This is a genomic window from Bradyrhizobium sp. CB82 (assembly GCF_029714405.1).
Taxonomy (GTDB): Bacteria; Pseudomonadota; Alphaproteobacteria; order Rhizobiales; family Xanthobacteraceae; genus Bradyrhizobium.
Map to the genome: position 1 here is coordinate 650,041 of NZ_CP121651.1, position 25,638 is coordinate 675,678.

At 61.7% G+C, this 25,638-nt stretch carries 26 protein-coding genes, 1 tRNA gene and 1 pseudogene; 9 read left to right on the forward strand and 19 right to left on the reverse strand.

The annotated features are described in order from the left end of the window. Positions 1–161 precede the first annotated feature (161 nt). On the reverse strand, positions 162–2,105 hold the full coding sequence (locus QA640_RS47000; protein WP_283043310.1) for a sigma-54-dependent Fis family transcriptional regulator: 1,944 nt from the start codon (positions 2,103–2,105) through the stop codon (positions 162–164). A gap of 280 nt (positions 2,106–2,385) precedes the next feature. On the opposite strand from QA640_RS47000, the gene QA640_RS47005 reads away from it, so the two are divergent. Further along, positions 2,386–4,194: an NAD(P)/FAD-dependent oxidoreductase gene (locus tag QA640_RS47005; RefSeq protein ID WP_283043311.1), complete on the forward strand. Its 1,809-nt coding sequence runs from the start codon at positions 2,386–2,388 to the stop codon at positions 4,192–4,194. A gap of 305 nt (positions 4,195–4,499) precedes the next feature. On the opposite strand, the gene QA640_RS47010 is transcribed toward QA640_RS47005, so the two are convergent. Beyond that, positions 4,500–4,796, reverse strand: coding sequence for an FAD-dependent oxidoreductase (locus QA640_RS47010; RefSeq protein WP_283043899.1), 297 nt, complete (start codon positions 4,794–4,796; stop codon positions 4,500–4,502). Continuing rightward, complete coding sequence (locus QA640_RS47015) at positions 4,685–5,194, reverse strand: FAD-dependent oxidoreductase (RefSeq protein WP_283043312.1); 510 nt, start codon at positions 5,192–5,194, stop codon at positions 4,685–4,687. The genes QA640_RS47010 and QA640_RS47015 overlap by 112 nt, the downstream gene beginning before the upstream one ends. Positions 5,195–5,228: 34 nt before the next feature. Here QA640_RS47015 and QA640_RS47020 point away from each other — a divergent pair. After that, positions 5,229–5,323, forward strand: a tRNA-Ser gene (locus QA640_RS47020). A 63-nt stretch (positions 5,324–5,386) separates the two neighbouring features. On the opposite strand, the gene QA640_RS47025 is transcribed toward QA640_RS47020, so the two are convergent. The 7 genes from QA640_RS47025 to QA640_RS47050 all read right to left on the reverse strand — a co-directional run bounded on the left by QA640_RS47025 (position 5,387) and on the right by QA640_RS47050 (position 12,112). Next, the gene (locus QA640_RS47025) at positions 5,387–5,686 is read right to left on the reverse strand and encodes a hypothetical protein (protein WP_283043313.1); all 300 of its coding nucleotides are present in this window, start codon (positions 5,684–5,686) and stop codon (positions 5,387–5,389) included. Between the two features lie 305 nt (positions 5,687–5,991). Next, positions 5,992–6,147 (reverse strand): SAM hydroxide adenosyltransferase, encoded by a 156-nt coding sequence (locus QA640_RS48580; protein WP_349253777.1) that lies wholly within the window; start codon positions 6,145–6,147, stop codon positions 5,992–5,994. After that, positions 6,122–6,670: an SAM-dependent chlorinase/fluorinase gene (locus QA640_RS47030; RefSeq protein WP_349253778.1), complete on the reverse strand. Its 549-nt coding sequence runs from the start codon at positions 6,668–6,670 to the stop codon at positions 6,122–6,124. Before QA640_RS47030 ends, QA640_RS48580 begins: the two co-directional genes overlap by 26 nt. A gap of 1,384 nt (positions 6,671–8,054) precedes the next feature. After that, complete coding sequence (locus tag QA640_RS47035; protein WP_283043314.1) at positions 8,055–8,774, reverse strand: hypothetical protein; 720 nt, start codon at positions 8,772–8,774, stop codon at positions 8,055–8,057. A gap of 17 nt (positions 8,775–8,791) precedes the next feature. Next, positions 8,792–10,972 (reverse strand): xanthine dehydrogenase family protein molybdopterin-binding subunit, encoded by a 2,181-nt coding sequence (locus tag QA640_RS47040; RefSeq protein WP_283043315.1) that lies wholly within the window; start codon positions 10,970–10,972, stop codon positions 8,792–8,794. A 2-nt stretch (positions 10,973–10,974) separates the two neighbouring features. Then, complete coding sequence (locus tag QA640_RS47045) at positions 10,975–11,436, reverse strand: (2Fe-2S)-binding protein (RefSeq protein WP_283043316.1); 462 nt, start codon at positions 11,434–11,436, stop codon at positions 10,975–10,977. A 19-nt stretch (positions 11,437–11,455) separates the two neighbouring features. Beyond that, complete coding sequence (locus QA640_RS47050) at positions 11,456–12,112, reverse strand: flavin reductase family protein (protein ID WP_283043317.1); 657 nt, start codon at positions 12,110–12,112, stop codon at positions 11,456–11,458. Between the two features lie 108 nt (positions 12,113–12,220). Between QA640_RS47050 and QA640_RS47055 the strand changes: the two genes are divergently transcribed. Then, the gene (locus QA640_RS47055) at positions 12,221–13,102 is read left to right on the forward strand and encodes a LysR substrate-binding domain-containing protein (protein WP_283043318.1); all 882 of its coding nucleotides are present in this window, start codon (positions 12,221–12,223) and stop codon (positions 13,100–13,102) included. Positions 13,103–13,133: 31 nt separating this feature from the next. Here the strand turns inward: QA640_RS47055 and QA640_RS47060 are convergent, their stop codons facing one another. From QA640_RS47060 to QA640_RS47070, 3 genes are all read right to left on the reverse strand, one after another. Further along, positions 13,134–13,667: an SDR family NAD(P)-dependent oxidoreductase gene (locus QA640_RS47060; protein ID WP_283043319.1), complete on the reverse strand. Its 534-nt coding sequence runs from the start codon at positions 13,665–13,667 to the stop codon at positions 13,134–13,136. A gap of 146 nt (positions 13,668–13,813) precedes the next feature. Then, positions 13,814–14,086: a hypothetical protein gene (locus QA640_RS47065; protein ID WP_283043320.1), complete on the reverse strand. Its 273-nt coding sequence runs from the start codon at positions 14,084–14,086 to the stop codon at positions 13,814–13,816. Positions 14,087–14,323: 237 nt separating this feature from the next. Then, positions 14,324–14,599, reverse strand: coding sequence for a hypothetical protein (locus QA640_RS47070; RefSeq protein ID WP_283043321.1), 276 nt, complete (start codon positions 14,597–14,599; stop codon positions 14,324–14,326). Here QA640_RS47070 and QA640_RS47075 point away from each other — a divergent pair. Beyond that, complete coding sequence (locus QA640_RS47075) at positions 14,589–15,635, forward strand: MFS transporter (protein ID WP_283043323.1); 1,047 nt, start codon at positions 14,589–14,591, stop codon at positions 15,633–15,635. The two genes, QA640_RS47070 and QA640_RS47075, sit on opposite strands and share 11 nt — an antisense overlap. A gap of 32 nt (positions 15,636–15,667) precedes the next feature. Continuing rightward, a complete protein-coding gene (locus QA640_RS47080) occupies positions 15,668–16,003 on the forward strand; it encodes a hypothetical protein (RefSeq protein WP_283043324.1) in 336 nt (111 codons plus the stop codon). Positions 16,004–16,587: 584 nt separating this feature from the next. Here the strand turns inward: QA640_RS47080 and QA640_RS47085 are convergent. The 3 genes from QA640_RS47085 to QA640_RS47095 are packed head-to-tail and all read right to left on the reverse strand — an operon-like array spanning position 16,588 to position 19,523. Next, positions 16,588–17,634, reverse strand: coding sequence for an alpha/beta hydrolase (locus tag QA640_RS47085; RefSeq protein ID WP_283043325.1), 1,047 nt, complete (start codon positions 17,632–17,634; stop codon positions 16,588–16,590). A 41-nt stretch (positions 17,635–17,675) separates the two neighbouring features. Then, complete coding sequence (locus QA640_RS47090; RefSeq protein ID WP_283043326.1) at positions 17,676–18,707, reverse strand: glutathione S-transferase family protein; 1,032 nt, start codon at positions 18,705–18,707, stop codon at positions 17,676–17,678. Positions 18,708–18,743: 36 nt separating this feature from the next. Continuing rightward, positions 18,744–19,523, reverse strand: a complete 780-nt coding sequence (locus QA640_RS47095; protein WP_283043327.1) for an SDR family oxidoreductase — start codon at positions 19,521–19,523, stop codon at positions 18,744–18,746. 129 nt (positions 19,524–19,652) lie between these two features. Between QA640_RS47095 and QA640_RS47100 the strand changes: the two genes are divergently transcribed. After that, complete coding sequence (locus QA640_RS47100) at positions 19,653–20,555, forward strand: LysR family transcriptional regulator (protein ID WP_283043328.1); 903 nt, start codon at positions 19,653–19,655, stop codon at positions 20,553–20,555. Between the two features lie 190 nt (positions 20,556–20,745). Here the strand turns inward: QA640_RS47100 and QA640_RS48585 are convergent. After that, positions 20,746–20,820, reverse strand: a pseudogene (locus QA640_RS48585) (transcriptional regulator); the annotation flags it as partial. A 107-nt stretch (positions 20,821–20,927) separates the two neighbouring features. Between QA640_RS48585 and QA640_RS47105 the strand changes: the two are divergent. Then, on the forward strand, positions 20,928–21,350 hold the full coding sequence (locus tag QA640_RS47105) for a transposase (RefSeq protein ID WP_283043329.1): 423 nt from the start codon (positions 20,928–20,930) through the stop codon (positions 21,348–21,350). A 25-nt stretch (positions 21,351–21,375) separates the two neighbouring features. After that, positions 21,376–21,786 carry a transposase gene (locus QA640_RS47110; protein WP_283043331.1) on the forward strand — a complete coding sequence of 137 codons (411 nt, stop codon included), beginning with the start codon at positions 21,376–21,378 and terminating at the stop codon, positions 21,784–21,786. A 776-nt stretch (positions 21,787–22,562) separates the two neighbouring features. On the opposite strand, the gene QA640_RS47115 is transcribed toward QA640_RS47110, so the two are convergent. Further along, a complete protein-coding gene (locus QA640_RS47115; RefSeq protein WP_283043332.1) occupies positions 22,563–22,709 on the reverse strand; it encodes a hypothetical protein in 147 nt (48 codons plus the stop codon). A gap of 286 nt (positions 22,710–22,995) precedes the next feature. Here QA640_RS47115 and QA640_RS47120 point away from each other — a divergent pair, with 286 nt between their 5' ends. Then, a complete protein-coding gene (locus QA640_RS47120) occupies positions 22,996–24,543 on the forward strand; it encodes a bifunctional diguanylate cyclase/phosphodiesterase (protein ID WP_283043333.1) in 1,548 nt (515 codons plus the stop codon). A gap of 354 nt (positions 24,544–24,897) precedes the next feature. Here the strand turns inward: QA640_RS47120 and QA640_RS47125 are convergent, their stop codons facing one another. After that, positions 24,898–25,623: a DUF2182 domain-containing protein gene (locus QA640_RS47125; RefSeq protein WP_283043334.1), complete on the reverse strand. Its 726-nt coding sequence runs from the start codon at positions 25,621–25,623 to the stop codon at positions 24,898–24,900. Between the last annotated feature and the right edge of the window lie 15 nt (positions 25,624–25,638).

Here is a 25,638-nt window from a genome sequence, read left to right on the forward strand (position 1 = left end):
CCATGTTCGGCTTTCGATCGATGCCGCAGCGGCCGATCGCCGTCGGGGTTCACGGTGACATTGCGACTGCTTTCGCGGTCGTTTCCGGTGAAGTCGGCTAAGACAGGTCGTATCTGACCATGGAGGTCAGCGACGGCGTGCAGCCAGTGCTGCAACTGCACTCAGGTCAGGTCTTTCGGCATGGTGATGCCGAAGCGGAGAATCTGGCGGTGAATGGTCGAGCGATCGACGCCGCGTTCGCGTGCTACCCGCGAGACGTTCCAGCGATTGTTGCGCAACGCTGTCAGTAACTCGTCGGCTTGCTGTGACGTTGCCACTCCCCCACGTGCCGGTTTTCCGGATATCTCCACACGCAGAGGATGAGCGATCCGGTCCGGCAGATCGGCAAGATCGATTGTGCCGTCGGTCGACAGCGCGCAGCCATGATCGAGCGCGTTGACCAGCTCTCGGATGTTGCCGGGCCATTGGTACTTGAGCAGCGCGCCGCGCGCGCTTGCCGTCAGCGCATAGTTGGCCTTGTGCTCCGTCGAAAGTCGATGCAGGGATTGATCGATCAGCCACTCGATATCGGTCCGCTGACGCAGCGGAGGCAACGCAAACACCGCGCCGTTGAGGCGGAAATAGAGATCCTCGCGGAACTGCCCGGTCTTCACCAGCGCGACGAGGTCGCGATGGGTGGCTGCGATGACGCGGACATTGAGCGGGACCGGCCGGGTGCGGCCGACCGGTGTCACCTCGCGTTCGGCGAGCACACGCAACAGGCGCGTCTGCGACGAAATCGGCATGTCGCCGATCTCGTCAAGGAACAGGGTGCCGCCGTCGGCTTCGAGCAAGAGACCTTTCTTGCCCTTGGCCGCCGCGCCGGTGAAGGCACCCGCCTCGTGGCCAAACAGCTCGCTCTCGATCAGGCTTTCCGGCAGCGCGGCACAGTTGACCGCAACGAAAGGTTTGCCTGCCCGCGCACTGACCGAATGCAGCGCCTTCGTCAGGTGCTCCTTGCCAGTGCCGGTTTCGCCGGTGATGAGCAGGCCCATCTGGGTATTGATGAGCTTGGCCGCGTGCGTCACCACCTGATGCATGGTGGGATCACCTCGGAACAGGCTGCGCAACGGCGCCGGAAGCGCCGACTCGCTGCGGGACGAGGCCGGTGCGGCCAGCTTGTTCGGGGGCGGCAAGGTTTGCGCGAACAGTGTCGCGCCGCTGTTGGCAAGCCGCAGCGCGCGTTGGCCGGTGGGCCGCGAATGGGCGAAGCGCGGCAGATCGTCGATCGTGCACTCGAAGATGTCGGACACGCTGAAGCCGTCGGCTCGCAGGCGAAGGTCCGGACGCTTCCTCAGTTCGCGGGCGAGTAGCTGCCTCGCGCGATTGTTGAAGCCGATGATGCGGCCGCTGCTATCGACGGCCATCACATAATCCGGATCGACGTCGGCGAATTCAGCGGAGCCGGACAGCTTGATGATCCATTCCTGCCGGAAACGATTCAGCAGGTTCGCGTTCTCGATCTTGTGGGCGAACGACTTGACCAGTTGCAGTGCCAGGAACTGGCTGGCCTTCGGTTCCGGCGAGCGCAGCGCGGAGATATCCAGCACCGCAGCGAGCTTGCCGCTGGGGTCGAAGACCGGCGCAGCCGTGCAGGTCAGCGGAATGTGGGTGGCGTCGAAATGGTCCGACTGATGCACCGTCAGGGCTTCTTCGGTCGCGATGCATGTGCCGACTGCGCACGTGCCGGCATGCGGCTCGTTCCAATCGGCACCGAGATAAAGGCCGGCCTTGCGAAGCGTGTTGTTGAACGTCGGGTCGCCGATGAAATCCACCGTGATGCCCCTGGCGTCGGTCAGCAACAGCACGTAGCCGAGTCCGGCGATCTGGCGATACAGCATCTCGACGCCGAAGCGAGCCGTGTGGAGGAATTCGTCCATCGCGTCGCGATGCTCGCGCAGCCGTCTGGAGGTGACGATATGAGCATCGCGCAGGACCACCGGATCGAGCTTGTGTTCGGAGACGCATCGTACCCACGACTGATGGATGATCGCATCACGCGCGCTGCTCTGCCCGACCGCAACGCGAACCAGCTCGTCGATGTGCGCAGCCTGCTCCGTAATCACGGCAGATACTCCCGGATGTTTCCTCGCACGTTGTTGCGTTGAGTGTCACTCGGATTGTGCCGCCGATCAAGTTTGTTGCGTGCAACACCTGTTGCACGGCGCAACAGCCGTTGCGCCGTGGCGGCGTCATTAACACGAGGAAATAATAGGTAATTTCGAGATCGGGCGCCGTGGCACGAGGCTTGCTAACATTGGCGCGGAGGCAAAATTCGACCTCGACAACAACGCACCGGACCACGACGCGAGAGCGATCGACGCCGGCACAAGGGAGAATGAAACCATGCTCACGAAGGCTCCGGACGGAAGAGTCACCGCACTGCTCGACGAGTTCAATGCCGCATTGTCGTCCGGCGACATCGAACGTGCGCTGGCGCTGTTCCAGACCGATTGCTACTGGCGCGATCTCGTTACCTTCACCTGGAACATCAAAACCATGGAGGGTAAGGATCAGATCCGCGACATGCTGCAGGCGCGGCTTGCGGATACCAGGCCGTCAGGATTTCGCATCGCTGACGGCGAAACTGCGACCGAGGCCGATGGCATCGTCGATAGCTGGATCCAGTTCGAAACCGATGTCGCCCGCGGCTTTGGTCATGTGCGCATGAAGGATGGCCGCATCTGGACGCTGCTCACCACGATGGCCGAACTCAAGGGTCACGAGGAGAAATCGGGCTTCACTCGTCCGCTCGGCGCCAAGCACGGCCATGGCAAGGATCGCAAAAGCTGGCGCGAGGAACGCGATCAGGAGGTCGCCGAACTGGGTTATGCGAGGCAGCCCTATGTGCTGATCATCGGTGGCGGGCAGGGCGGCATCGCGCTCGGCGCGCGGCTGCGGCAGCTTGGCGTGCCCACCATCATCATCGAGAAGAACGAACGGGCCGGCGATTCCTGGCGCAAACGCTACAAGTCGCTCTGCCTGCACGATCCGGTCTGGTACGATCACCTGCCTTACATCGATTTCCCGAAGAACTGGCCCGTCTTCGCGCCCAAGGACAAGATCGGCGACTGGCTGGAAATGTACACGAAGGTGATGGAGCTGAACTACTGGAGCTCTACGGTCGCGAAGTCCGCCAAGTATGACGACAAGGCCAAGGAATGGACCGTCGTCGTCGAGCGCGACGGCAAGGAGACTACCCTCAAGCCGAAGCAGCTCGTGCTTGCCACCGGCATGTCCGGCAAAGCGAACTGGCCCAAGTACAAAGGACAGGACGTCTTCAAGGGGGAGCAGCAACACTCCTCGAACCATCCGGGACCGGAGAAATATCGCGGCAAGAAGGTGGTGGTGATCGGCTCCAACAACTCCGCTCACGACATCTGTGCCGCGCTGTGGGAAGGGGGCGCGGACGTCACGATGGTGCAGCGCTCGTCCACCCATATCGTGAAGTCCGATACGCTGATGGATATCGGCCTCGGCGCGCTTTACTCGGAGCAGGCGGTCCAGAGCGGCATGACCACGCGCAAGGCCGATCTGATCTTCGCTTCGTTGCCCTACAAGATCATGCCTGAGTTCCAGATTCCGCTCTACCAACAGATGCGCGAGCGCGACAAGGGATTCTACGACGCGCTGGAGAAGGTCGGCTTCATGCATGACTGGGGCGACGACGGCTCCGGCCTGTTCATGAAGTACCTGCGCCGTGGCTCGGGCTACTACATCGATGTCGGCGCCTGCGATCTCGTGATCGACGGCTCGATCAAGCTCAAGAGCGGCAAGGGTGCGGCGGTGCAGGAACTGACCGAAACCGGCGTCAGGTTCGTGGACGGTACCGAACTCCCCGCTGATCTCATCGTCTATGCCACCGGCTATGGCTCGATGAACGGTTGGGCGGCCGACCTGATCTCGCAGGAAGTCGCCGACAAGGTCGGCAAGGTCTGGGGTCTTGGATCCGATACCAACAAGGATCCCGGGCCGTGGGAGGGTGAGCAGCGCAACATGTGGAAGCCGACCCAGCAGCAAGCGCTTTGGTTCCACGGCGGCAATCTGCATCAGTCGCGGCATTACTCCCAATATCTGGCGTTGCAGCTGAAGGCGCGGATGGAAGGCATCCCGACTCCGGTTTACGGCCTGCAGAAAGTTCATCACCTCGGTTGATTGACCGAGCGAGGTCGAGGTGGCGGGCGGATCGTAGCGCGATCCGCCCGCTGCAGGCGGTCAACTTCGCCGCTTCGCTCTCGGTTGGATATTGTGTTGCGATTTCGATAGCATAGGAGTTCGCTGTTTTGTTCTGAACGGCGCGCCACTCTACGCCAGCGCATGCGGGAACCACTTTCGACCCCTTTCTCGCCCGGTCCTACTCGCCAATGCGCTCTGTGGGCGAAGTCGATAGGTCAGACCGCACCGTAAAAGTGCCGATATTGCCAGGCGGCTTCCTTCTGCAATTGGGCTTCAGACCACGACTAGTCCGTGAAGCGCATGACGGACCTAGGCGAGAGATCGACACGCGGCCTGCCATCGACAATCCAAGTTGCAATAGCCTCGCCGACCGTCGGCGAGATTGAAAGGCCGGCAACGTTGCAGCCGCTCGCGAAGTAGAAACCTTCAGCCCCCGGGGCAGGACCGAGAACGTGGTGGCCGTCCGCGGTCATCGTCGGTATGCCGCCACGAAACTCTCGCACCTGAGCCGTTTGCAGGATCGGAAGTTGATCCTTGACCTCCACAGCGGCCGAACGAAGAACCTCGATGTCGAGTAGCATGTCCTTGATATCGAAACTGCCCCTAGCGATTTCATCTCGAAAAATCGTGGCGTCTCCTCGTAGACACCCCAAAGGAAACCGCCCTGGCAGGGGCGCGTATACACGGCGGCATCCATAATGCGAACCATCGGTAGGTCAGCACGCGCGCCATCCAAGAACTCCGTGACAATCAGTTGCTGCCGGGTAGGCACCAACGGCACGGAAATCCCACTTACCTCCGCGACCTGTCGCGTCCAGGCACCAGCTGCATCAACCACGATCGGGCCTTCAATGACGCCTCTCGTGGTGGTTACGCCAGTCACCTTGTTGGCAGTGATGTTTACGGTGAGCACGTCCGTCTTCGGCAGAACGGTTGCGCCTTGAGCCGCCGCTGCTCTGGCGAATCCGATCGCAACCATGTTTCTGAGAATATCCAGCCGCTTCAGGTGGATAGCGTAGCCTAGCGTGCCCTATCGCATTTTTCGGATGGGCACGTTATCTTGCTCCGAAGGCAAAGGTCACACGTTCGAATCGTGTCGGGCGCGCCACTTCCCGTCAGCGCTAACCGAAAAGCTCTAGTCAGGCGCCGCGGCGAAGCAATAGTGCCATCCTCACTCGGAGTTCGGCAGTCTTCGCGGCCAGCCTCCCGGCAACATTATCGTCTGCCCCGTTAGCAGCCAGGGCATCCACATCAATCGCGCGGCCTGCACCCAAAGCAGGAAAGGATCGGCTGCCTCGAATAAGCGCCCGAGCGATTCGAAGGACGGCGTTGCACGTACGTTTATTGACACCTGCTCCCACTCGCCGCCCGGCGATTGTCGATGAGTGATGTCGATGTCGAGCCCGGGCAGACGTGCGCTTGCTTTGGTGACATCGATCTCGCTCTCTCGACTGTGGGTTCGCTCAGGCATTGGCCTACGCCTCCAAGCAACAAATCCATCCTGCCGCGACAGGCTTGATGAGTATGGCGCATCATTCCGCGCAGCGAAAGCTCCGAGACTGCTGCCACAGCCGCTCCGCCAAGGGTACTCACCGCACTCGATATTTGCTTGAATAATGCTTGCGGAGAATTTTGCGGATCTGCTCTGGAAGCCGCCCGTTACCGCTCGCCGCCAGCTTGCTGCGGCGCTCTCGCAGTTTCGGCCGATCCGGGCCGGTGCGCTGTTTCACTACCTTGCCCATCACAGTTCAAAACTGTGACCGGGCAAGCCTTTGTTCAAGAGACGATCTCGAGCGAAATGCCGATCGAAAGACCGAGCTCGCGGTCCGCGCGCCCCTGATTAACGCCGATTTCGGCAAGCCCGTTCGAATTCTCGTACCAGAAGGCAGCACCCGTCGGCAGATCACTAAACGTCCTTGCGCGCTCCAACACTCGATCGGCGACCGCAAAGCCTTGCGTCGGTTGGCAACATGACCGCCCTCACGCCGGTCATGGCGTTGCCGAAATGATCGACGTACACGATCTCGCTGAGGTCGTCCGGCCAATCCAGGTGGCGATTCGCGTCATCCTGGCATGGCTGGCCTGGAGGCGGCTCCCCGCGCGTCAGCATGGCGGCAACCGGTGCGAAGAGATCGCGACCGTGAAAACTGGCCGAGAGGCGCTCCGGCTTCCAGTCGATGTGCCAGCTCCGCGTCTGTCCGGCGCGGCGCTGGACCAGTTCGAACAATCCGTTGCCCGGGCCGACATACCAGCGGCCGTCGGCCTCGACGATGACAGGCGGGCGTGCACCGCCGACGCCGGGATCGACGACGCCAAGAAAAACGGTACCCGCCGGAAACCATGCGGCATAGGCCGCCAGCAGGTAGGCCGATGCCTTGGGATTTCCAACCGGCGCATCAGCAAACAGGTCAATAATGGATATGCCCGGCACCATCTGGTCCAGCACCGCCTTCATCTGACCCAATACGGGCCGTGCAACCCGAATTCCGTGAACAGCACAATCAAAGTTGCCAGCTAACCTCGGTACCTCCTGCTGCAATGGGGTCGAGCATCATACGCGCCAATGATATCAATGGGTTAGTTGAAAATTTCCGATTTCATTGTGTTGCGCTTGTTGCGTAGGATTTCCACCTATTCTCAAGCATGCCCCTGCCCCCTCGGCGGACGCAACCCTCCGTCGATGTGAATGGCAAGTGCGCCCCCTTGGAGGCCTGAGGTCGGATGCGCGGGCGAACCACACCACCCGTATGCTGCCCGCTGAAAAATGGCTTGTAGCCTGGCCGGCCGAACATGAGGAGAGGTCGGTGGTCAAGAAGACGAAGAAGGCAGCCAAGTTCGCGAAGAAGCGCAAGCCGGCCCCGAAGAAGGCAGCGCCGAAGACGACCCAACGCGACCGGTCGATCTCGGAGCGATTGCATGCCCTCGGCAAGGTGCGGAAGGTCGGCCGAGGAGATTCTCAAGATCCAACTCGAGATCGATCACGCATGCGGCAAAGGCGGCAAGCTCGCGTTCGGCGAGTTCGGCGGGCGGTTGGCGGCGGCCAAGAGTGCTTGGAAGATGCGAGCTTGAACTCGGACAACGTCACGGACTGGGTTGCAGCTGCGCGCAAAGCCGCACATCTGCCATGGGATTAGCGCGGGCGATCGGGATCGAACCGCCGAGGCGGCCGCATGGGCGTGGCAATCCGAAGCCGTCTCCTTCAACCGCCGTGCAAGTCTGATAATCGACCCTGACGGCGGAGATGGCGTTCTCCAGGAGATGCCGCGGGAATTCACGTCCTGGGAAGCCATCCATGCAGCGCTGTGCGCCGCTGTCCCGGATGAATTTTATCGGTCCGGCTCCGAGGTGGTGACGGTGTCCCAGACCCGGTTGCCCCCTCGCCGTAGATCGACCAGGCAGTCAACGGCGGTTATCCGTTGCTCGAGATCCGGTGCTTCCGCTTCCAGACGCCGCGGGCGGTCGATCTGACCACCCTGCCCATGTTACGACCTCCCTCGTCCACGATCTCGCCGTAAGTCAGCCCGCCCTCGGCCGCCATCTGCCGCCCGACGCGACTGATCTCGGTAGCCTCAAGGCGGGCAAAATCTGCTTGTCAATGATTTCAAGGCGCATTTGGAAAAATGATTGAATATGGCTCCTCGCAGTTTCAATAGCTTGGCAGTGTTTTCCAAATAAGGAAGCTGCCGCTGCAGGGACGATCAGTCCCGCACGATCTGAGGCAACGGGATGCGCGCGCCCCGGCGAACGACTGGACCTCGGCTCCTCATCGTGAACGATCGGCCGCCAGATAGAAGCCCCGTGATCCTGCCGCCGGAGAGCTCTGTCCGGGGAGCGAACGATTACGAGAAGACGACCTCGCTGAAGTCGATCGAGACCATCAGCATATCCGTGATGGGCCTGCGATCGGGACCACGGGTGTAGGCACGCCGCCTGCTTGGGAGGCGAATACCGCTTGCCTCGATGTAGTCCGAGGTGAGTTGCGCGGCCGGAAACCCTCCCGCGATGTTCACGCTGTAATCCTGACGACGCAGCATCATGTCCTTGCCGAAAAAGAAATCCTGGACCATGCAGTGGGTTTCCATCCAGCCGGGGAAGTAGGCACGCAGCACGCGCCAGTTCTCCGCTCCCTCGCGCCAGGCTTCTGTCTCTTCGACACGGACCCCGTTCATCGCCAGCAGGAAGGGCGTCGTGAGATAGGTCCACACGGCCTCACCGTTGAAATAGGCGCGGTGCAGCGGATCCCACGGCGTGTGCATTTGATGTCCGGCGAACGAATCCCGCGGCGCGTAACGCTCCGCGACCACGGTGCCATCGAGCTTCTCGATGGCCACCCGATCCGGCTTGAACATCGTGCGTTGATCGGGAGCCCCGTACGGCGTGACGGACGAGCGCTCCTCATGCAGCCACACTGTCATGCGCCGCGGGTTGCGATCCTGCAGCACGCCCTTCAGCGGGAAGAAGCCGCCGCCGGTGACGATCGTCGCTTCGACCTTGTTGTATCGCCGCCAGCGTTCCAGGCCGCCATGCGCCTCGAGGACATGGCCGAGCAGCTCGTTCATCGCTTCCTCGTAATACGTTACGTTTGTTTCAACAGCGCGGCATCGACCGGCATCTTGCGCAGCCGCTTGCCCGTCGCCGCAAAGATCGCATTGCTGATCGCAGGCACGATCCCCGATGTGCCGGTTTCGCCCATTCCGCCGGGCGGCTCGGAGCTTTGCACGATATGGACCTCGATGGCCGGCGCCTCGTTGATGCGCAGCATCTGATACGTATCGAAGTTGGTCTGCTCGACACGTCCGTCCTTAAGCGTGATCTCGCCGTAGAGCGCCGCGGTGGCGCCGAACATCGTCCCGCTCTGGATCTGCGCCCGCACCGTGTCGGGATTGACGATTGCGCCGCAATCCATTGCGCAAACGACGTGGCTGACGCGGACCGCACCGTCCTTCGCGACCTCGACCTCGGCGACCTGCGCCAGGTAGCTGCCGAACACGAGTTGCAAAGACACGCCGCGACCGCTTCCCTTGGGCAAGGGCTGTCCCCAGCCGGACTTTGCCGCCGCAAGGTCCAGCACAGCCTTGGCGCGAGGCGACTTGGCGAGCAGCGACCGCCGATATTCGACCGGGTCCTGCTTCGCGGCTGCGGCCAGTTCGTCGATCACGCTTTCGGTGACGAAGACGTTGTGCGAGGGCCCGACGCTGCGCCAGAACGCGGTCGGAATGCCCGGCGGTTCGACCCGCACATATTCGACGTGGAAGTTGGGGATGTCGTAGACAAGGTCGATGGCGCCTTCGGTCGTGTCGGGATCGAGGCCGTTCTTGAACGCCGGAGGCAGCCACCGCGCGATCACCGAAGAGCCGGCAAAGCGGTTGTTCCAGGCAACCGGCTTGCCGGTCTGGTCGAGACCGACCGAAATCCTGTCGAACCAATAGGGACGATACATGTCGTGCTGGATGTCTTCCTCGCGGGTCCAGACGATCTTCACCGGGCCATCGACCTGCTTGGCGATCTCGACCGCGCGGATGACACCATCGACATCCAACCTGCGGCCAAATCCGCCCCCGAGCAGCTGATTGTGCACCACCACCTTCTCAGGCGGTACACCCAGGACTTTTGCCGCCGCGGCTTGCGCGCGCCCAAGCGCCTGGCTGCCGACCCAGATCTCGCAGCCGCCCTGCCGGACATGGACTGTGCAGTTCATCGGCTCCATGGTTGCGTGCGCGAGGAACGGCAGCTGATAGGTCCCCTCGACCTTGGTGGACGCGCCTGCCATCGCCTTGCCGACATCGCCGACATTCTGCGCCACCGCGCCGGGCTTCGTCGTGGCACTTTCGAGCTCGCGAGCGACGGCGGCGGTCGCAAGCTTCGCATGCGGCCCCTCGTCCCATTCGATCGTGAGCGCGGCGAGGCCTTTCTTGGCGGCCCCCATATGGTCCGCCACGACAGCGACCGCGTCATCGAGCCGGACGATCTGGCGAACGCCCTTGACGGCCTTCGCCGCCGCATCGTCCACACGCTTCACCCGCCCACCGAACACCGGCGACTGCGCGAGCGTCGCGATCTTCACGCCGGGCGGCCGGGCGTCGATGCCGTAGAGCGCCGTGCCGTTGACCTTGGCGGGCGTGTCGAGCCGCTTCGCCGGCGTGCCGATCAGCTTGAAGTCCGCCGGCTTCTTCAGCGTCACGCTCTCAGGCACCGGCATCCGCGCCGCATCGGCGGCAAGCGCGCCGTAACCGAGGCTGCGTCCCGACGCCTGATGATGCACCTCGCCGTTTTCGGCCCGGCAGGAGGCGGGATCGACATTCCAACGCTTGGCCGCCGCCGCGATGAGCATTGTTCTCGCGGTCGCACCGGCCTTGCGCAGGGGCTGCCAGGCGCCTCGCATCGCATTCGAGTTGCCGGTCGCCTGCACGCCGAGCAGCGGGTTCACGTAAAGCTCTTCGTTCGGCGGGGCATGCTCCAGGCGCACCTGGTTCAGGCCGACCTCGAGCTCCTCGGCAATCAGCATCGGGATTGAGGTGTAGGTGCCCTGCCCCATCTCGACATAGGGCATGGTCAAGACGATCTGGCCGTCGCCTCCGATCCGGATAAAGGCATTCGGCTCGAAGGTATCGGCGCTCGCCGCATCGCTCTCGCGGCTCGCGAACGGCAAGTTCAGGCTGAGCAGCAAGCCGCCGCTCACTCCGGCGCCCGCGCGGAGAAAGCCCCGCCGCGACAGACCAGCCTGGGCTAAGTCGGAATTAGTGTGGGCGAGCGTCATGATCAGCCTCCCGATTGTGCGGCTTGCTTGATCGCTTCACGAATACGTACATACGTACCGCAGCGGCAAATATTGCCCGACATCGCATCATCGATGTCCGAATCCGTCGGGTGTGGATTGCTCGCAATCAATGCAGACGCCGACATGATCTGGCCGGATTGGCAATAGCCGCATTGCGGCACTTCTCGATCGAGCCAGGCAGCCTGAATTTTCTCACCCGCCGGCGTCTTGCCGACCGCCTCAATGGTGGTGACCTTCGAATCGCCGATGCTATCGATCGAGGTGATACACGAACGGACGGCCTCGCCGTTGATATGCACTGTGCAGGCGCCGCATAGCGCCATGCCACAGCCGAATTTCGTACCGGTCATGCCGAGCACGTCGCGCAGCACCCAGAGAAGCGGTGTATCTCCGTCAACGTCGACGGAATGACGATCTCCGTTGATCGTAAGCTGGAAAGCCATGGTGACCTCTTTCAGAAAGCTATGTTGATTCAGCTGCGATGTGCCGCGCGGACCGCGCATCGTTCCAATCGTTGAGCGCGATCGGCGGCATTTCAAAGCGGTCGCGCGTCTTGGTGTACCAGGCACCTTCCATGCGGCCGATCAGGTCCAGCTTGCTCGCATCGACATGTTGGCGGCCGGCGTCAATCACCGCCTCGTCGCTGACGTGAACCATCACGATCTTGCCGAGCACCAGCCCGAAGCTGCCGAGGGCGATCTCTTGCATGAACGAACATTCCATTGAAACCGGAGCTTGCGCAATGCGCGGAACGGCGACGCGCTCGGATGCAGCAAGTGACAGGCCCGCCTCGGCGGGCTCCTCGACGCCTCTTGGGAAGGCGATCGAGGTGACGCGCATCTCCTGTGCGAGCGAGAACGGTACCAAATTGACGACAAATTGTTCGGTCTCGCGAATGTTAGCGCGGGTGTCCTTGGGCTCGGCCGGTCCCTTGCTGCCGATGCCAACCCCGACGGTCGCGGGGTCGCTGCCGAAGACGTTGAAGAAGGAGAACGGGGCGGCGTTCACCAGGCCGTCTCGATCGCAGGTCGTTACCCAGGCGATCGGCCGCGGCAGCACGGTGGCGAGCAGCAGCCCGTAGCGCTCGGACGCGAGCATCGTCTCGAAATCGAACCGCACCCAATCACTCCCATGGTGTTCGCGTTCATTACTCACTCATGGTAATCAATACTGTTCGGGCATAAACAGCCGCTTGTTCCGCTCTGAAAGAACCTATGGTTTATAATCATGGACCGACTGACCAGCATGTCCATCTTCGTCAAGGTTGCTGATCTGGGCTCATTCGCCGCAGTGGCGAAGGAGCTACGGCAGTCACCGACCATGATTGGCAAGCACATCCGCTTTCTCGAAGAGCGGCTGGGGTCGCAATTGATCAACCGGTCAACCCGTCGACAGAGCCTCACCGAACTTGGCCGCAATTACCTCGACCATTGCCGGCATTTGCTGGAAGAGGCCGAAGCGGGAGATGCGCTGGTCGAAGAAGCTATGAGCGCGCCGCGCGGCAAGCTCCGTGTGGCGACTTCGGTGGCCTTCGGATCGTACAGCCTGACACCTGCAGTCGTCCGCTTCATGAGGAAGTATCCCGACGTTTCGGTTGAGCTCGTTCTGAGCGACAGGATGGTTGACCTGCTCGAGGAAGGTCTCGATGCCGCCATCCGGGTCGGCACCCTCGCCGATTCGACCATGATGTCGCGCACGCTCTCGCCTTACACAGGCGTGGTTTGCGCGGCGCCGAGCTACCTCGCCGAACGCGGCACGCCGACGCACCCAAAGGATCTCGTTGATCACGAATGCCTGCGTTATCCGGGCTGGGCTGATGGTCAAAGGTGGACGTTCTTCGGGCCGGATGGCGAAGTCCAGGTCGACGTCAAGAGCCGACTGGCCATCAACAGCGCGTTCGGCATTCGCTATGCCGCACTCGCCGGCGCAGGCATCGTGCTGATGCGCGACGAGCTTCTTGCTGAGGATATCGCCGCGGGACGGCTGCGACTCCTGCTGTCGAACTACAAGACGCAGTCCCGCGCGCGACAAATTCTATGGCCAAAGAACCGCAAGATGACGCCAAAGCTTCGCGCCTTCATCGATTTCATCGCGGAGACCTACGGCTGAGGCACCGCTCCCGTTGCCCTTTGCACTGCGGCTACCAGTTTTCTCCAAATGGCCGCAACTCGACGTTGAATGACCACGCGCTGCGATCCTGGCGAACGACGTGCCAGATCTCGTCCGCGATCGGGCGCGGCTTGATGAAGAAGTCGTCTGGCCGCTCTGGCCAGCGCTTCCTCGTCCACTCCAGGTCGATCAAGGCGTCGACCACGACATAGGCGACGTGCACGCCTTGCGGCCCCAGGTCGCGGGCCATCGCTTCAGCCAGGATCCGTTGCGCGGCCTTGGTTGGCGCGAAGCCCGCGAAGCCAGCCTTGCCCCGCAACGCCGACGTATTGCCGGTGGCGACGATGGCGCCCTTGCCGGCATTGACCATCGCCGGGGCAAAGCGCCGCGCGAGGTACAGGAGCCCCATCGTGTTGACCTGGAAGTTGCGGTTGAGAATGTCCGGATCGATCTCGCGGAATGTGCCGAATGCTCCACCAACGCCGTTGTGGGTGACAACGCCGGGATTGCCGAGGTCGCGCTCGACGGCGGATGCCACCGCGTCGATCTGCGCAGGATCGGACACGTCGCAGCGATATCCCTTTGCGTTCGGCAGCTCCTTTTCGAGAGTAGAAAGGCCACACGTGATCATTAGCGGGACAAGTTCTGTCGGCTTTGCGCGATATGCGGCGGCTTGGTGGGGTTGGCTTCTGATGCCTTGTACGAACGCATTCAAGTGAATTTTCGCCAGTCCGCTCTCAGCAGATGAAGCCTGTCCCCGAACATGGTCCGCACGAAGTCGCGATCTCCGCTAATAAAGAGAGAGGGTTGGTGGCGTGAGCGCTTGGCAGGGTAGCGGAGGTGCTCGGTCTCGCTTCGTTTGGTGCGGACAGGCAGTGTGATGCGATGGACGGACGTCTTGAAGATCGGCTTCATCTTGCGGCGCAGCTTTTTGAGGGCGAATTTCTCGAACGGCGTGCCGTCGGCCGTGACGAGATCGGGCACATCGTCCCCTATCTCCGTTTCCCATTCACCTCGACCAGACTGCGCATCGTTCGCCCACTTGACAGTCTGGATATGCTTCTCGCCATCTTGCCGCACGCGTCGGAACGAAAGAGGAGAAATGACTTACACCCACTAGTTAAAGAGGCCCACCTCAGCTCAGCGCGAGGCTCAAAAGGCCTTCAGGGAAGCGGACGCCAAGGTCGCGATGTCCGAGTACGAACGTGCTCAAATGGCGTTTCATGCAAACCGCGAGCGACTCAACCAACCATCGCCCCGGGGGTTAATTAAAGCTTTCTCATCGTACTCGTACTCTGTTCCACTCTGCTCCACCCGTTTTTTGTCTCGCGGACGGCGCATCAATCGTGTGGGAGGAGAGCGCATGCTCGGTGCGACCAGGCCACCATGCCACGCAGGCGTCATCCGCTCGACGCCGACTTTTCCCACCGGGCTGTCGCAGCGGCGCAAGCAGCGGACGCTGGCGGCGACAATTCTCGGGTCGAGCATGGCGTTCATCGACGGCTCCGTGAACATCGCGCTGCCCGCAATCCAGCAGGCGCTGCGTGCCGATGGGGTGATGACCCAATGGATCGTCAACGCTTATCTGTTGCTGCTGGGCGCCCTGGTGCTGGTGGGGGGTGCTGCTGCCGATCTATATGGACACCGACGGATTTTCCTTATCGGCGTCGCACTGTTCACTATCTCCTCGATCGGATGCGGACTGGCACCAAACATCACCTTGCTGATTGTCTGCCGAGCGGTGCAGGGCATCGGAGCCGCGGTCCTTACACCAGCGAGCCTTGCGATGTTGGGAGCGACCTTCGACGAGCAAGAGCGCAGCAAGGCGATTGGCCTGTGGGTGGGCTTTGGCGCGCTGACATCCGCGGCTGGCCCGGTTCTCGGCGGCTGGCTGGTCGACCATGTGTCATGGCGCGTGATCTTTTTGCTGAACGTCCCGCTGGCCGTCGTGGCAGCCGGTCTTCCGACCGCCTTTGCCTGCGAGAGCCGTGACCCGCAAGCCAGAGCACTCGACTTGAGGGGCGCCACTGCGATCGCCGTCAGCCTTGCTTCGATTACTTGGGGGTTCGGCGCGATTCCTAAGTTTGGATTTCGCGACGTTTATGTGTTGTGGGCGCTGGGCGGCGGAACCGCGCTCTTTTTCGTTTTCGTCGCGATCGAAGCGCGCGCCAGAGCCGGCGCGATGATGCCCCTGTCATTGTACATGTCGCGGGAGTTCAGCGGAACGAACGCACTGACGCTGCTGCTCTACTTTGCGCTGAGCGGCGCTCTGTACTTTCTTCCATTCGGTCTGATCCGGCTGGGCGGTTATTCCGCAACGCAAGCGGGCGCCGCGCTGCTGCCGTTCGCGTTGATCATGGGTTCAAGCGCCTCGCTCGCGGGGGGCCTCGCCGATCGCTTCAGCCCAAGGCTCTCCCTGACGATGGGCCGATCATCGCCGCCCGTGGGCTTGCGCTGCTCGGTTTGGTCGATCTCGCGCGATCTTATTGGGCCGGTGCGTTTCCGGCGATTTGCATCCTTGCCCTCGGCATGACAGTGACCGTTCCGCCCTTGACGTCGACAGTGATGACCTCCGCCGGCGACGAGCACGCGGGCATTGCGTCGGGCGTCAACAACGCGGTTGCCCGCATCGCCGGCCTGCTGGCGGTGGCCGCTCTCGGCGCGGTCTTGTCCGCAAGTTTTTCAAACCACTTATCCGGAATCACCCCCACGCAGACGAGCGACGCGCTGAATGCAGTGATGGCCGGACATCCCGGCAGCAGCGAGGGCGGATTGGCCGCATTCGATGGCGCGCTTCGAACCGTGATGTGGACAGCATCGATTTGTGCGGGACTCGGTGGCTGCATCGGCTGGCTATCGATCAGGCGGCCCGATGTCGCGCGAAGCGCTAGGCCCCTTTGAGCCCGAACCACTCGCAAAGTCATCGATTTGATCAGGCCGATGCCTATTACGGCGGGTGGTAGTGGTTACTTTCGGCAATGTGCGTAACGGCAGCTAAGCGATCTGTCGATGGCATGGCGCAGCGCGGAAGTGCAGCGCACCGCTGACTGATGCCCGCAGCAGCCACGCAGGTTGATCGTTGCGGTCGATCAGAACCGGGATTTCCTTGGATTGCGGCCACGCCGAGGTCGAGGAGAGACAGAACAGCGAATAGCGAAGTACAGCTCCGCTGTTTACCGAAGTATCTCACCTATGGAGAATTGCCATGATGAGATTATCGATTGCTTTTGCCGTTGCGGCGCTGGCAAGTTCGTCCGCCTCGGCCCGAGCTAGCGTCTCTCGGAATGGTTCGTCTGTGCGCTCCACGATGGAGCGTCGGACCTTGGCCGCAGCAGTCTCAGAGAGGAGACGATGGATGCTGCGGGCGCGACGGCGGGCCTGACGCTCGTCGGGCGTTCTCGGTGCTGCATTGAAAACCGCTTCAAGCAGCTCGACGATGCCCTGTCTGGAGCTTGCCACTGTCTGGAGGGCGCATACCGGCGCGGCTAAGGTAGGTTGGCCTTCAGAAACGCTAAGAGAGCCGCATCAAATTCGTCCGGCTTCTCGGCATGCGGGACGTGGCCGGCGTCATTGATTTCGACCAGCTTGCCGTCGGGAAGATCCTTCAGGGCGTCGCGGCCAAGCGCCGGCCAGTTGCCGAGGGGCTTGATCGCCTCGGGCGCGGCATAGCGGCGGAAGAACACGCTGCGATCGTTTTGGCCGATCACGAGCAGCACCGGCATCTTCAACAGCCGGTATTCGTGGCGGATCGGCTCGTTGTAGATCATGTCGTAGGTCAGCGCCGACGCGCGCGCCCAACGCGGGTATTCAGGACTTTGCAGCACCCGCGAGAAGATCTCGGTGTAGTGCTGTGCGACCGGCGGCCAGCCGACGAAGAACGCTGCCATGAAGGCGCGGAAGCTCTCGGGCGTCTGCGACATCTCGGTCTTGATCAGTGTCTCGATCTGCTGCGGCGGGATGGCGCTGCGATAATCTTCGAGGCCGATCGGGTTCTCCAGCGCCAGCACCTGCGTGGTCTCCGGATAGTTGCGGGCGAAATAGACGGCGAGCATGCCGCCGAAGGAATGGCCAACGATCGCTGCCCTGGTGATCCCGAGGCCGTCGAGCAGCGCCTTGGTGTTGCGCGCCAGAATATCGAAGTGATAGCGGATGTCGGGCTTCGACGATTTGCCGAAACCGATCTGGTCCGGCGCGATGGCCCGGTAGCCCTGGCCGGTCAGTGTCGCGATCGTATGTGCCCAATAGTCGCCGGAAAAGCTCTTGCCGTGCAGCAGCACGACGGTCTTGCCGTTCGCTGCCGCGGCCGGCGGCACGTCCATATAGGCCATCCGCACCGACTGGCCCTCGAGTGTGAGATCAAGATATTGCACCGGATAGGGATAGTTGATGCCCTCAAGACCGATGCCGAGCGGCGTTAGGGCGGCCGACGGGATCGGGCCAGCGGGCGCCGACGGCGTCTGGGCTCCAGCGGTGCCGCTCAACGCGGCGATCGCAAGCAAGGCAGCGAAGATTGTCCGAACACGATTGGTCATGCCGAGGTATCTCCAGGGAAAGCCGCTGATGGATGATTCAATCAAACCGCGGTCCGGGATGACTGCCGGTGCTGCGATGGCAGTGTCATAGCGGCAGCCAGGTGCCCGCGCCCGTGCGGCGCGGTGAAGTCAAGCAGAGGCCCGACGGGTACGACTCCCGTCGGATTGATCGAGCGGTGACTCTCGTAATAGTGCCGCCGGATATGCTCGAAATTCACGGTCGCGGCGATGCCGGGCCATTGGTAGATGTCGCGCGTATAGGCCGACAGGTTGGGATAATCGGCAATGCGGCGGATGTTGCACTTGAAATGCCCGACATAGACCGCGTCGAAGCGGATCAGCGTCGTGAACAGGCGGATGTCGGCTTCGGTCAGGCTGTCGCCGAACAGAAACCTGCGGTCGGCAAGCCGTTGCTCGAGCCAGTCGAGCGTATCGAACAGCGGGACGACGGCTTCCTCATACGCTTCCTGGGTCGTCGCGAAGCCGGCCTTGTAGACGCCGTTGTTCAGCGTGTCATAGATGCGGGCGTTGACCGCGTCGATATCGGCGCGCAGCGCTTGCGAGTAATAGTCGTCGGGCTTCGCGCCGATCGCGTTGAAGGCCACGTTCAACATGCGGATGATCTCGGACGATTCGTTGTTGACGATCGCGCGCGCGTGCTTGTCCCAAAGGACGGGAACGGTCACGCGGCCGCTGTAATGCGGATCGGCCGCACTGTAGATCTGATGCAGGAACCGCGCGCGGTAGACGGTATCCGGGACGACGCCGGGGCCGTCCGCGAAGGTCCAGCCGTTCTCGAGCATCAACCAGTGCACCACGGAGACCGAGACCATGGTCTCGAGGCCTTTCAGCGCGCGCATGATCAGCGTGCGGTGTGCCCAGGGACAGGCGAGGCTGACGTAGAGATGGTAGCGGCCGGCTTGCGCCTTGAAGCCGCCCACCCCGCTCGGGCCGGCGCTGCCGTCGGCCGTGATCCAGTTGCGGAAGGCCGCATCCTTGCGCACAAAGCGGCCACGCGTCGAGGCGGTATCGTACCAGGCATCGCGCCATTGGCCGTCGACCAGCAGTCCCATATCAGCCTCCTCGTTCCTTGTGCAACCGCGGCGCGCTCAGGTACGGGTGATGGAAAGGCCGCCATCGATCAGCGACGCGGTACCCGTGACGAAAGCGGAATCGTCGGATGCCAGGTACAGGACCGAACGCGCGACTTCCTCCGGCCGTCCCACGCGCTTGAGGGCGTGAAGATTGGTGATAAAGGCCGTCTTGTCCGGGGTGTCGTTCATCTCGCGATACATGTCGGTATCCACCGCGCCCGGCAAGATCGCGTTGACCCTGACATTCTGCGGGCCGAACTCGGCGGCCAGCGTCTGCGTCAGTCCGATCAGGCCCGACTTGCTTGCGGCATAGGCGGCGACGCCGGGAAATGAGGACGTGTGGCCGACAAAGGTAGAGGTGAAGATCACCGATCCGCCGCCATGCTTGACCATCTCGGCGATCTGGTGCTTGGCACCGAGGAACGAGCCGGTCAGGTTGATGGCGATGGCATCGTTCCAGCCCGCCTCGGAAACGCCGGTCGAGGGCCCACCTTCGCCGAGCGTGCCGGCATTGTTGAACGCGATGTCGAGCCTGCCGAAGGTCTTGACGGCCAGCGCGACGAGGGCCCGGGCATAGGCTTCGGAGCGCACGTCCCCGGCGAGCGCCACGGCCGCACCGCCGCTCGCCTTGATTTCGTCCACGAGGCTCGCAAGTTCGGATTCACGCCGTGCGCCGACGACGACCTTGGCACCTTCGGCGGCGAAGAGCTTGGCGGTCGCGCGGCCAATGCCGGAGCTGGCGCCGGTGACGATGGCGACCTTGTTCTGAAGGCGCCCTGTTTGCTGCTGTGTCATGTCCGTTTCTCCCGTTTGCGGCTGCGGAAATCGCGGCCTGATGAGTGTAGGTAAACCCAACATGGAGTTGAAGGAAGACACAGAAACTGGTTACATCATTCAGTTTTTATGAATGATGTGAGGCGAGACATGGACCGGTTGCGAGCTTTCGAGGTTTTCGTCGCTGTCGTGGGCCAAGGCAGCTTCAGCCGCGCCGCGGACAAGCTCGACACCTCGCCGGCGAATGTCACCCGGTACGTCAACGAACTGGAGGAGATGCTCGGCGCCCGCCTGCTCCACCGCACGTCGCGGCGGCTGTCGCTGACCGAGACCGGAAAGATGTTGCACGACCGGGCACTCGCCATCCTCGAGGACGTGGCCGAAGCCGAGTCAATCGCGTCCACCGCCACGATGCAGCCGCGCGGACGGCTACGGGTCAACGCGCCGTTGAGTTTCGGCATTCGCCATCTGGCGCCGCTCTGGCCGCGCTTTTGCGCGCGCTATCCGGATATCGAGCTGGATGTCAGCCTGGTCGACCGGGTCGTCGATCTCGTCGAGGAGGGCTATGATCTGGCCGTCCGCATCTCGCGCGGCGGATCGCCGGCCCTTGTCGGTCGCAAGCTCGCGACCACGCGCCACCTGATCTGCGCGTCTCCCGACTACGTCGCGCGCCACGGCGTGCCGCAGAGCCCTGAAGACCTCAACGAACATGCCTGCATTGCCTATGTCTATTCGGACTCCGTTGACGAGTGGCGGTTGCTGGACAGTGCAGGCAAGGAGCATTCCGTCGCGGTGCGCCACATCATGTGCACCAACAATGGTGATACTGCCCGCGCAGCGGCGCTGGCCGGACTTGGCATTGTGCGGCAGCCGACCTTCCTGATCGGCGAGGATTTGCGGCGGAAACGGCTGGTGCCCCTGTTGACCGGCTACCGCATGCCTGAAACCGACGTGCTGGCGGTCTATCCCAGCCGCCGCCACCTCAGCGCCAAGGTGCGCGTGATGGTGGATTTTCTGGCCGAGGCGTTTCGCGGCACGCCGCCCTGGGACTAGGGACGTGCGGCGCGCGAGCCGCATCGGGAAGGTGACGGTTTATGTCCCTCGCTGAAATCTTGCGTCAGTCTCTGCATCAACATGCTGTCGCTGCCTGCAGTCAACGCCCCCAATCAGACTGAGTCGCTCGCGTTGTACGGCGGCCCTGAGACGCCGGCAGTCACGGCGACCTTTCCGCTTGACCGGGCAGCGGAATCGTATCGGTTAGTCCGTGAAACGCCAGCGCAGAGGTGTGGCAGATAACGCCTTTCGGGACGAGCTTGGCGGTGCGAAGGTGAAGGCACTCAAGGCTGAAGGCATGGGCGCTTCTGCCATGCGCTGATCGGGAAGGTCCGCGCCAGGGCGGCCGAGAAGCTCGGATCGGTGCCGCGGGTGGTGAGCTGTTTTGAGGCCGGCTATGACGGCTTCTGGCTGCATCGGTTGCTGCTTGCGGCGGGGCTCACGAACCTCGTATTCGATGCGGCGAGCATTGCGGTCGAACAGCGGAGCCGGCGAGCGAAGACCGACCGGATCGACGGCGAACTCCTGATACGCACCTTGATGGCCTATTTGCGCGGCGAGCCGCGGGTGGTCCGGGTCGTGCGCGTCCCGAGCGCGGAACAGGAAGATGCCCGGCAGGCCAGCCGCGAACGCGATCGGCTGATCGAGGAGCAGACGGCCCATACCAATCGGATCAAGGCGCTGCTGCGCCTGCTGGGAATGACGGCGGCAGCCTGCGACGGCGGAACTGGCTGCCTGGCTGGAGCAACAGCGCGATTGGCAGGGCCAGCCGCTACCACCGCATCTTCTCGCTGAGGTCAAGCGCGAGCATGCGCGTCTGATGCTGGTACGGGAACAGCTCGCGGCACTCGAGCAGGCCCAGGTTGCCAATCCGCCTGCCACGGCTTCGATGGACGATCGGTGCAAGCTGTTGCAGCGGATCAAGGCGCTTGGCCCTGCCTTCAGTTCGACACTGATGAACGAGCTATTCTATAAGGACTTCCGCAACCGCCGCGAGGTCGCGAGCTATTGTGGATTGGCGCCCAGCCCCTGGAAGAGCGGCGGCATCGACCGCGAGCAGGGTATCAGCATAGCGGGCAATCGCCGCGCCCGGCTGAAGGCGATCGAGCTTGCCTGGCTCTGGCTGCGCCATCAACCGGACAGTGCGCTCAGCCAATGGTTTCGTACCCGCACGGCCAACGCCGGCGGACGAGCCAACGCATCGCCATCGTTGCGCTGGCGCGCAAACTGATCGTGGCGCTGTGGCGTTATCTCAACACCGGGCTCGTCCCTGAGCAGGCCGCGATGAAGGCTTAAGAACCAAACCTCGCAATCAGGCGCGCCGCAGTTTCGCTGCGGTCACTGAGGATGGATGATGACCGGGCCACCCAGGGGCAAACCAAACCGTTTTGTAGATGGGTCTCATCCTCATGGCTTCCTCGCCGCAAGCATGCGGAATGTGGGTACGGATCAGACGATCCGACCGGATATGAGGTGATGCAGTGAGTTGCTGCAATCGTCGCAAGCCAATCCTCGCCCGGAGCTCGCTCGTCGCGCTGCGCTACGCATGGCTCCGCGCGCCGCCCTGTCACTATCAAAACCCAACCCAGACCTATCCAAGACACTTGACTCTCAAAGCCCCATATGAGGGTGGGCATAATGCCAAGGAAAATTGCTTGATCGTTTTCGCTGCGGGAAGACAACTGGATCTCCTACGCGGGGAAGCTTCACTAAGCTCAAACTCTGATAAATACGATGAACCCTGTCCTCGAAAGTCGCGCGTCTTTCCGGAGTCATCGTGAAGGATTCTGTAACGAAAGCGACCGGTGGTTGCCCTCACACGCCGACGTAGTAGACTTCGCTCCGGTCATTGCGGGTGACTACCACGCAGGTATTGCCCCGCAAGAGGGGCCGCCTGCTGCCCAACTCCCTCGCGAATCTTTCAGCCGCACGGAAAGCATCCAGCTCGGTCTCGAATAGATGCCGGGTATTTTGCCCACCTTCAAGGTTAAAGCAACGCGCCATGGCTTATCGCAGGACGTCTGGGGGACTGGGGCTCATGTCCGTCTGGAGCGACGGCAACTGCTCCACCTTCTCAGTAAGATCGGCAGCCTTGCCGATGAGCACGGCGGCGACGCCGGGGTTGCTGGTCTGCCTCGCAAACTTGAGAAGCATGGCCACTTGCCTGATGAGATAGTCTTCACTCGGCACCGCCGCGATCTCCTGCCCGCCCGAAATACATTACGCCAAAGAGCCGAAGCGGTTCCGCAGGGACCGCCCTAGAGAGCGTGGAATGGGACTTTAAGGATCGGCTTACCAAGAGACAGATAGGTAACTTAGGTGAGCTTTGGTCGGTCCTCATTCGGACTTTTCGTAGCGTGTTTAAACCTATTGAAATGATTGTTTATCACGGTTTGCTCACGTGCGTCATATTGGCTGCGGTACTTATGTGGAGGGTGCCTTGAGTCACAAGCATTTTCTTGGTTCCAAGCTATTGAAAATCGCGCCGCGCGAAATCATCGACGCTTTGGTGATTTTTTCCATATCCGTCATTTCGTACCACTTGGCCATGATGGACTGGGTCGGGTTCTCGATCCTCGGCGCGCAGCAGGAGCAGCCGCTATTCTTGTACTTTGTCGGGATTGCGTTGGTCGTATTCAGCATCCGTCGCATCATAGACCAAAGGAACGAACGGATCCGACGCGTCGCAGCTGAGCAGCACGCCCATGACGTTTCGATGCGTGACCCGTTGACCCAGTTGCCAAACCGAGCGAAATTTGAAGTCGAGGCAAGCGCCAGGTTGAGGCGCCCCAACAGCAGAATGACGGTACTGTTATTGGGCCTTAATCAATTCAAGAGGCTTCATGACGTGTATGGCCACCTTGGATGCGACGCTACGCTCTTGCAGGTGACGAGGCGGTTGCAAGATCGGATTGACTCCGACAGTTTACTTGCGCGAATTGGCGATGACGAATTTGCTCTATCCTTGTCACACGTAGATCCAGAAGTCGCCAGCAAAATAGCATCGTCACTCGTTGAGGATGTGAAGGAGCCCGTTCAAATCGGGATCGAGCATCTCAGCCTTGGCGCAAATGTCGGCATAGCTCAAGCTGGCCGGGGGCAAGTCACTGTCGATGAGCTTCTCAGATGTGCGCATGTTGCACTGTCTCGCGCCAGAAAAAATCGAACTGAATACTGCTTCTTTGATCCGATGATGGACGCACATGTTCGCGAACGATCTCTTTTGGAATTGGACCTGGTGACAGCAATCGGAAGGCGTGAAATTCAACCGTATTACCAGCCGATCGTTGATTTGAAATCAAGGCAGATCGTCGGCTTTGAGGCCTTGGCTAGGTGGCGCCATCCGGTGACTGGCTTCATCCCGCCGGATAAATTCATCCCGGTTGCGGAGGAGCTGGGACAGATGGAAATATTGTGGAGACAGCTTTTTGGCGAAGCCTGCCGCGACGCTTTGACTTGGCCCGACGACATTACGCTGTCGTTCAATTTTTCGCCGTCTCAACTCAGTGACAGGTGTTTTGCGGATAAAGTGCTGACAATTTTGAGCAACACTGGCCTGCCAGCGCATCGCCTCGAAGCGGAAATTACCGAGAACGCGATAGTGACGGACATCGATGCTACGCGACACGCGATAGAGACTTTGCGCAACTCGGGGGTTCGTATAGTTATCGACGATTTCGGTACCGGATACTCGAGCCTCTCTCATCTGTATGAATTGCGGTTTGACAAACTCAAGATCGATAAACGATTTGTTCAAGAGCTTGGCATGACCAGCGAGAGCGAAATCTTCATGCGAGCAATCATCGGCCTCTGCGGCGGCCTTAATCTGTCCACTACGGCAGAGGGCGTCGAAACGGAAGCTCAGGCCTCGGCGACACTGAGACACGGCGTTGATCAGGCGCAAGGCTTTTTATTCAGCAAAGCGGTTTGCTCCAGATCAGTAATGCAGTTGCTCTCCGCTTCCAGCCGATCGCAGCGTGTGGCGTAGCGGCGGGGCATCCCAGAAATTCGTCGGGATAGGACTAGCAAGCGAGCGATCCAAGCGACTTTTCGAAGCTGTAATTGTGCGTTCCTTAATGCCGAGAGATCGCCGGACGGCTACCGCGGGCGCGTGGTCCGCGATGGCAAGGATGTGAAGGTGATCTCGAAGGCTGGACTCGACTGGACCTGGCGCTACCCGATGATTGTCGAGGCGGCGCGGAAGATGCGCCAGAGCCAGTTCATCATCGACGGCGAGATCTGTGTGCTCGATGTCCGCGGCATCTCGCAGTTTGACTGGCTGCACTCCGGCCGGTACAACGACGAGCGCTCGATCGGGATTTCAACGTTCGAGCCTGGTAGGTCAAGCCGGCAGATTGAACGCGGCAACGGCGCCAGCGCATGCAAAGAGCATGATGCCAAGTGGTCGCGCCAACCGTCGGCCCCATGAAGTGTTCTTTTCGATCGCCATCGTCCCACCTAACGCCACCATCCAGCCGACACTGCCAGTTCCCATGGCGAACAAGAGCAGCATCAGCGCCCAGCAGCAACCGACACAGAAAGCGCCGTGGGCAATGCCGAGGAGGAAGGCCTCGAGAGCTGGACGACGGCCGCGCCAGCGAGCCAGCACAAACCCCAAGGGTGCGCCGCACGCCTCTAGGCAAAGATATTTGAGGCGAGAGAACTGGAATAGGCCCGCGACGAGGAGGAGTGCCATCCCGATCGCCCAGCCGTTGAAGCTGAGCCAGAGCGAACGCTGCACGAGCGCGACGAGGGCGACCCCGATTAGATGGGCGGCGATGCCGAAACCGAGCCACGCGAAGAGATAGCCGCCAACCACGACGGCTAGCAGGCGGCCTGCATCGCCGCGCTTACCGACGAGCCTACCAAAGACGCGCAGCAGGGGTACGGTGGTCGGCAGCATCATCGCCGCCGACATCAGGACCCAGCCAAACACGTACAGGAACGCCGGCAAGAGGATCTCGCCTGCCGGCAATGCCGCACACACATATGCAGCAAGGCCCAAACTCGTCCAATCGTGGCTGACATAGCGGCCGTAAGGCGAGGCACTCCAGATGGCTAACGTCACCCAAGCGACCACAAT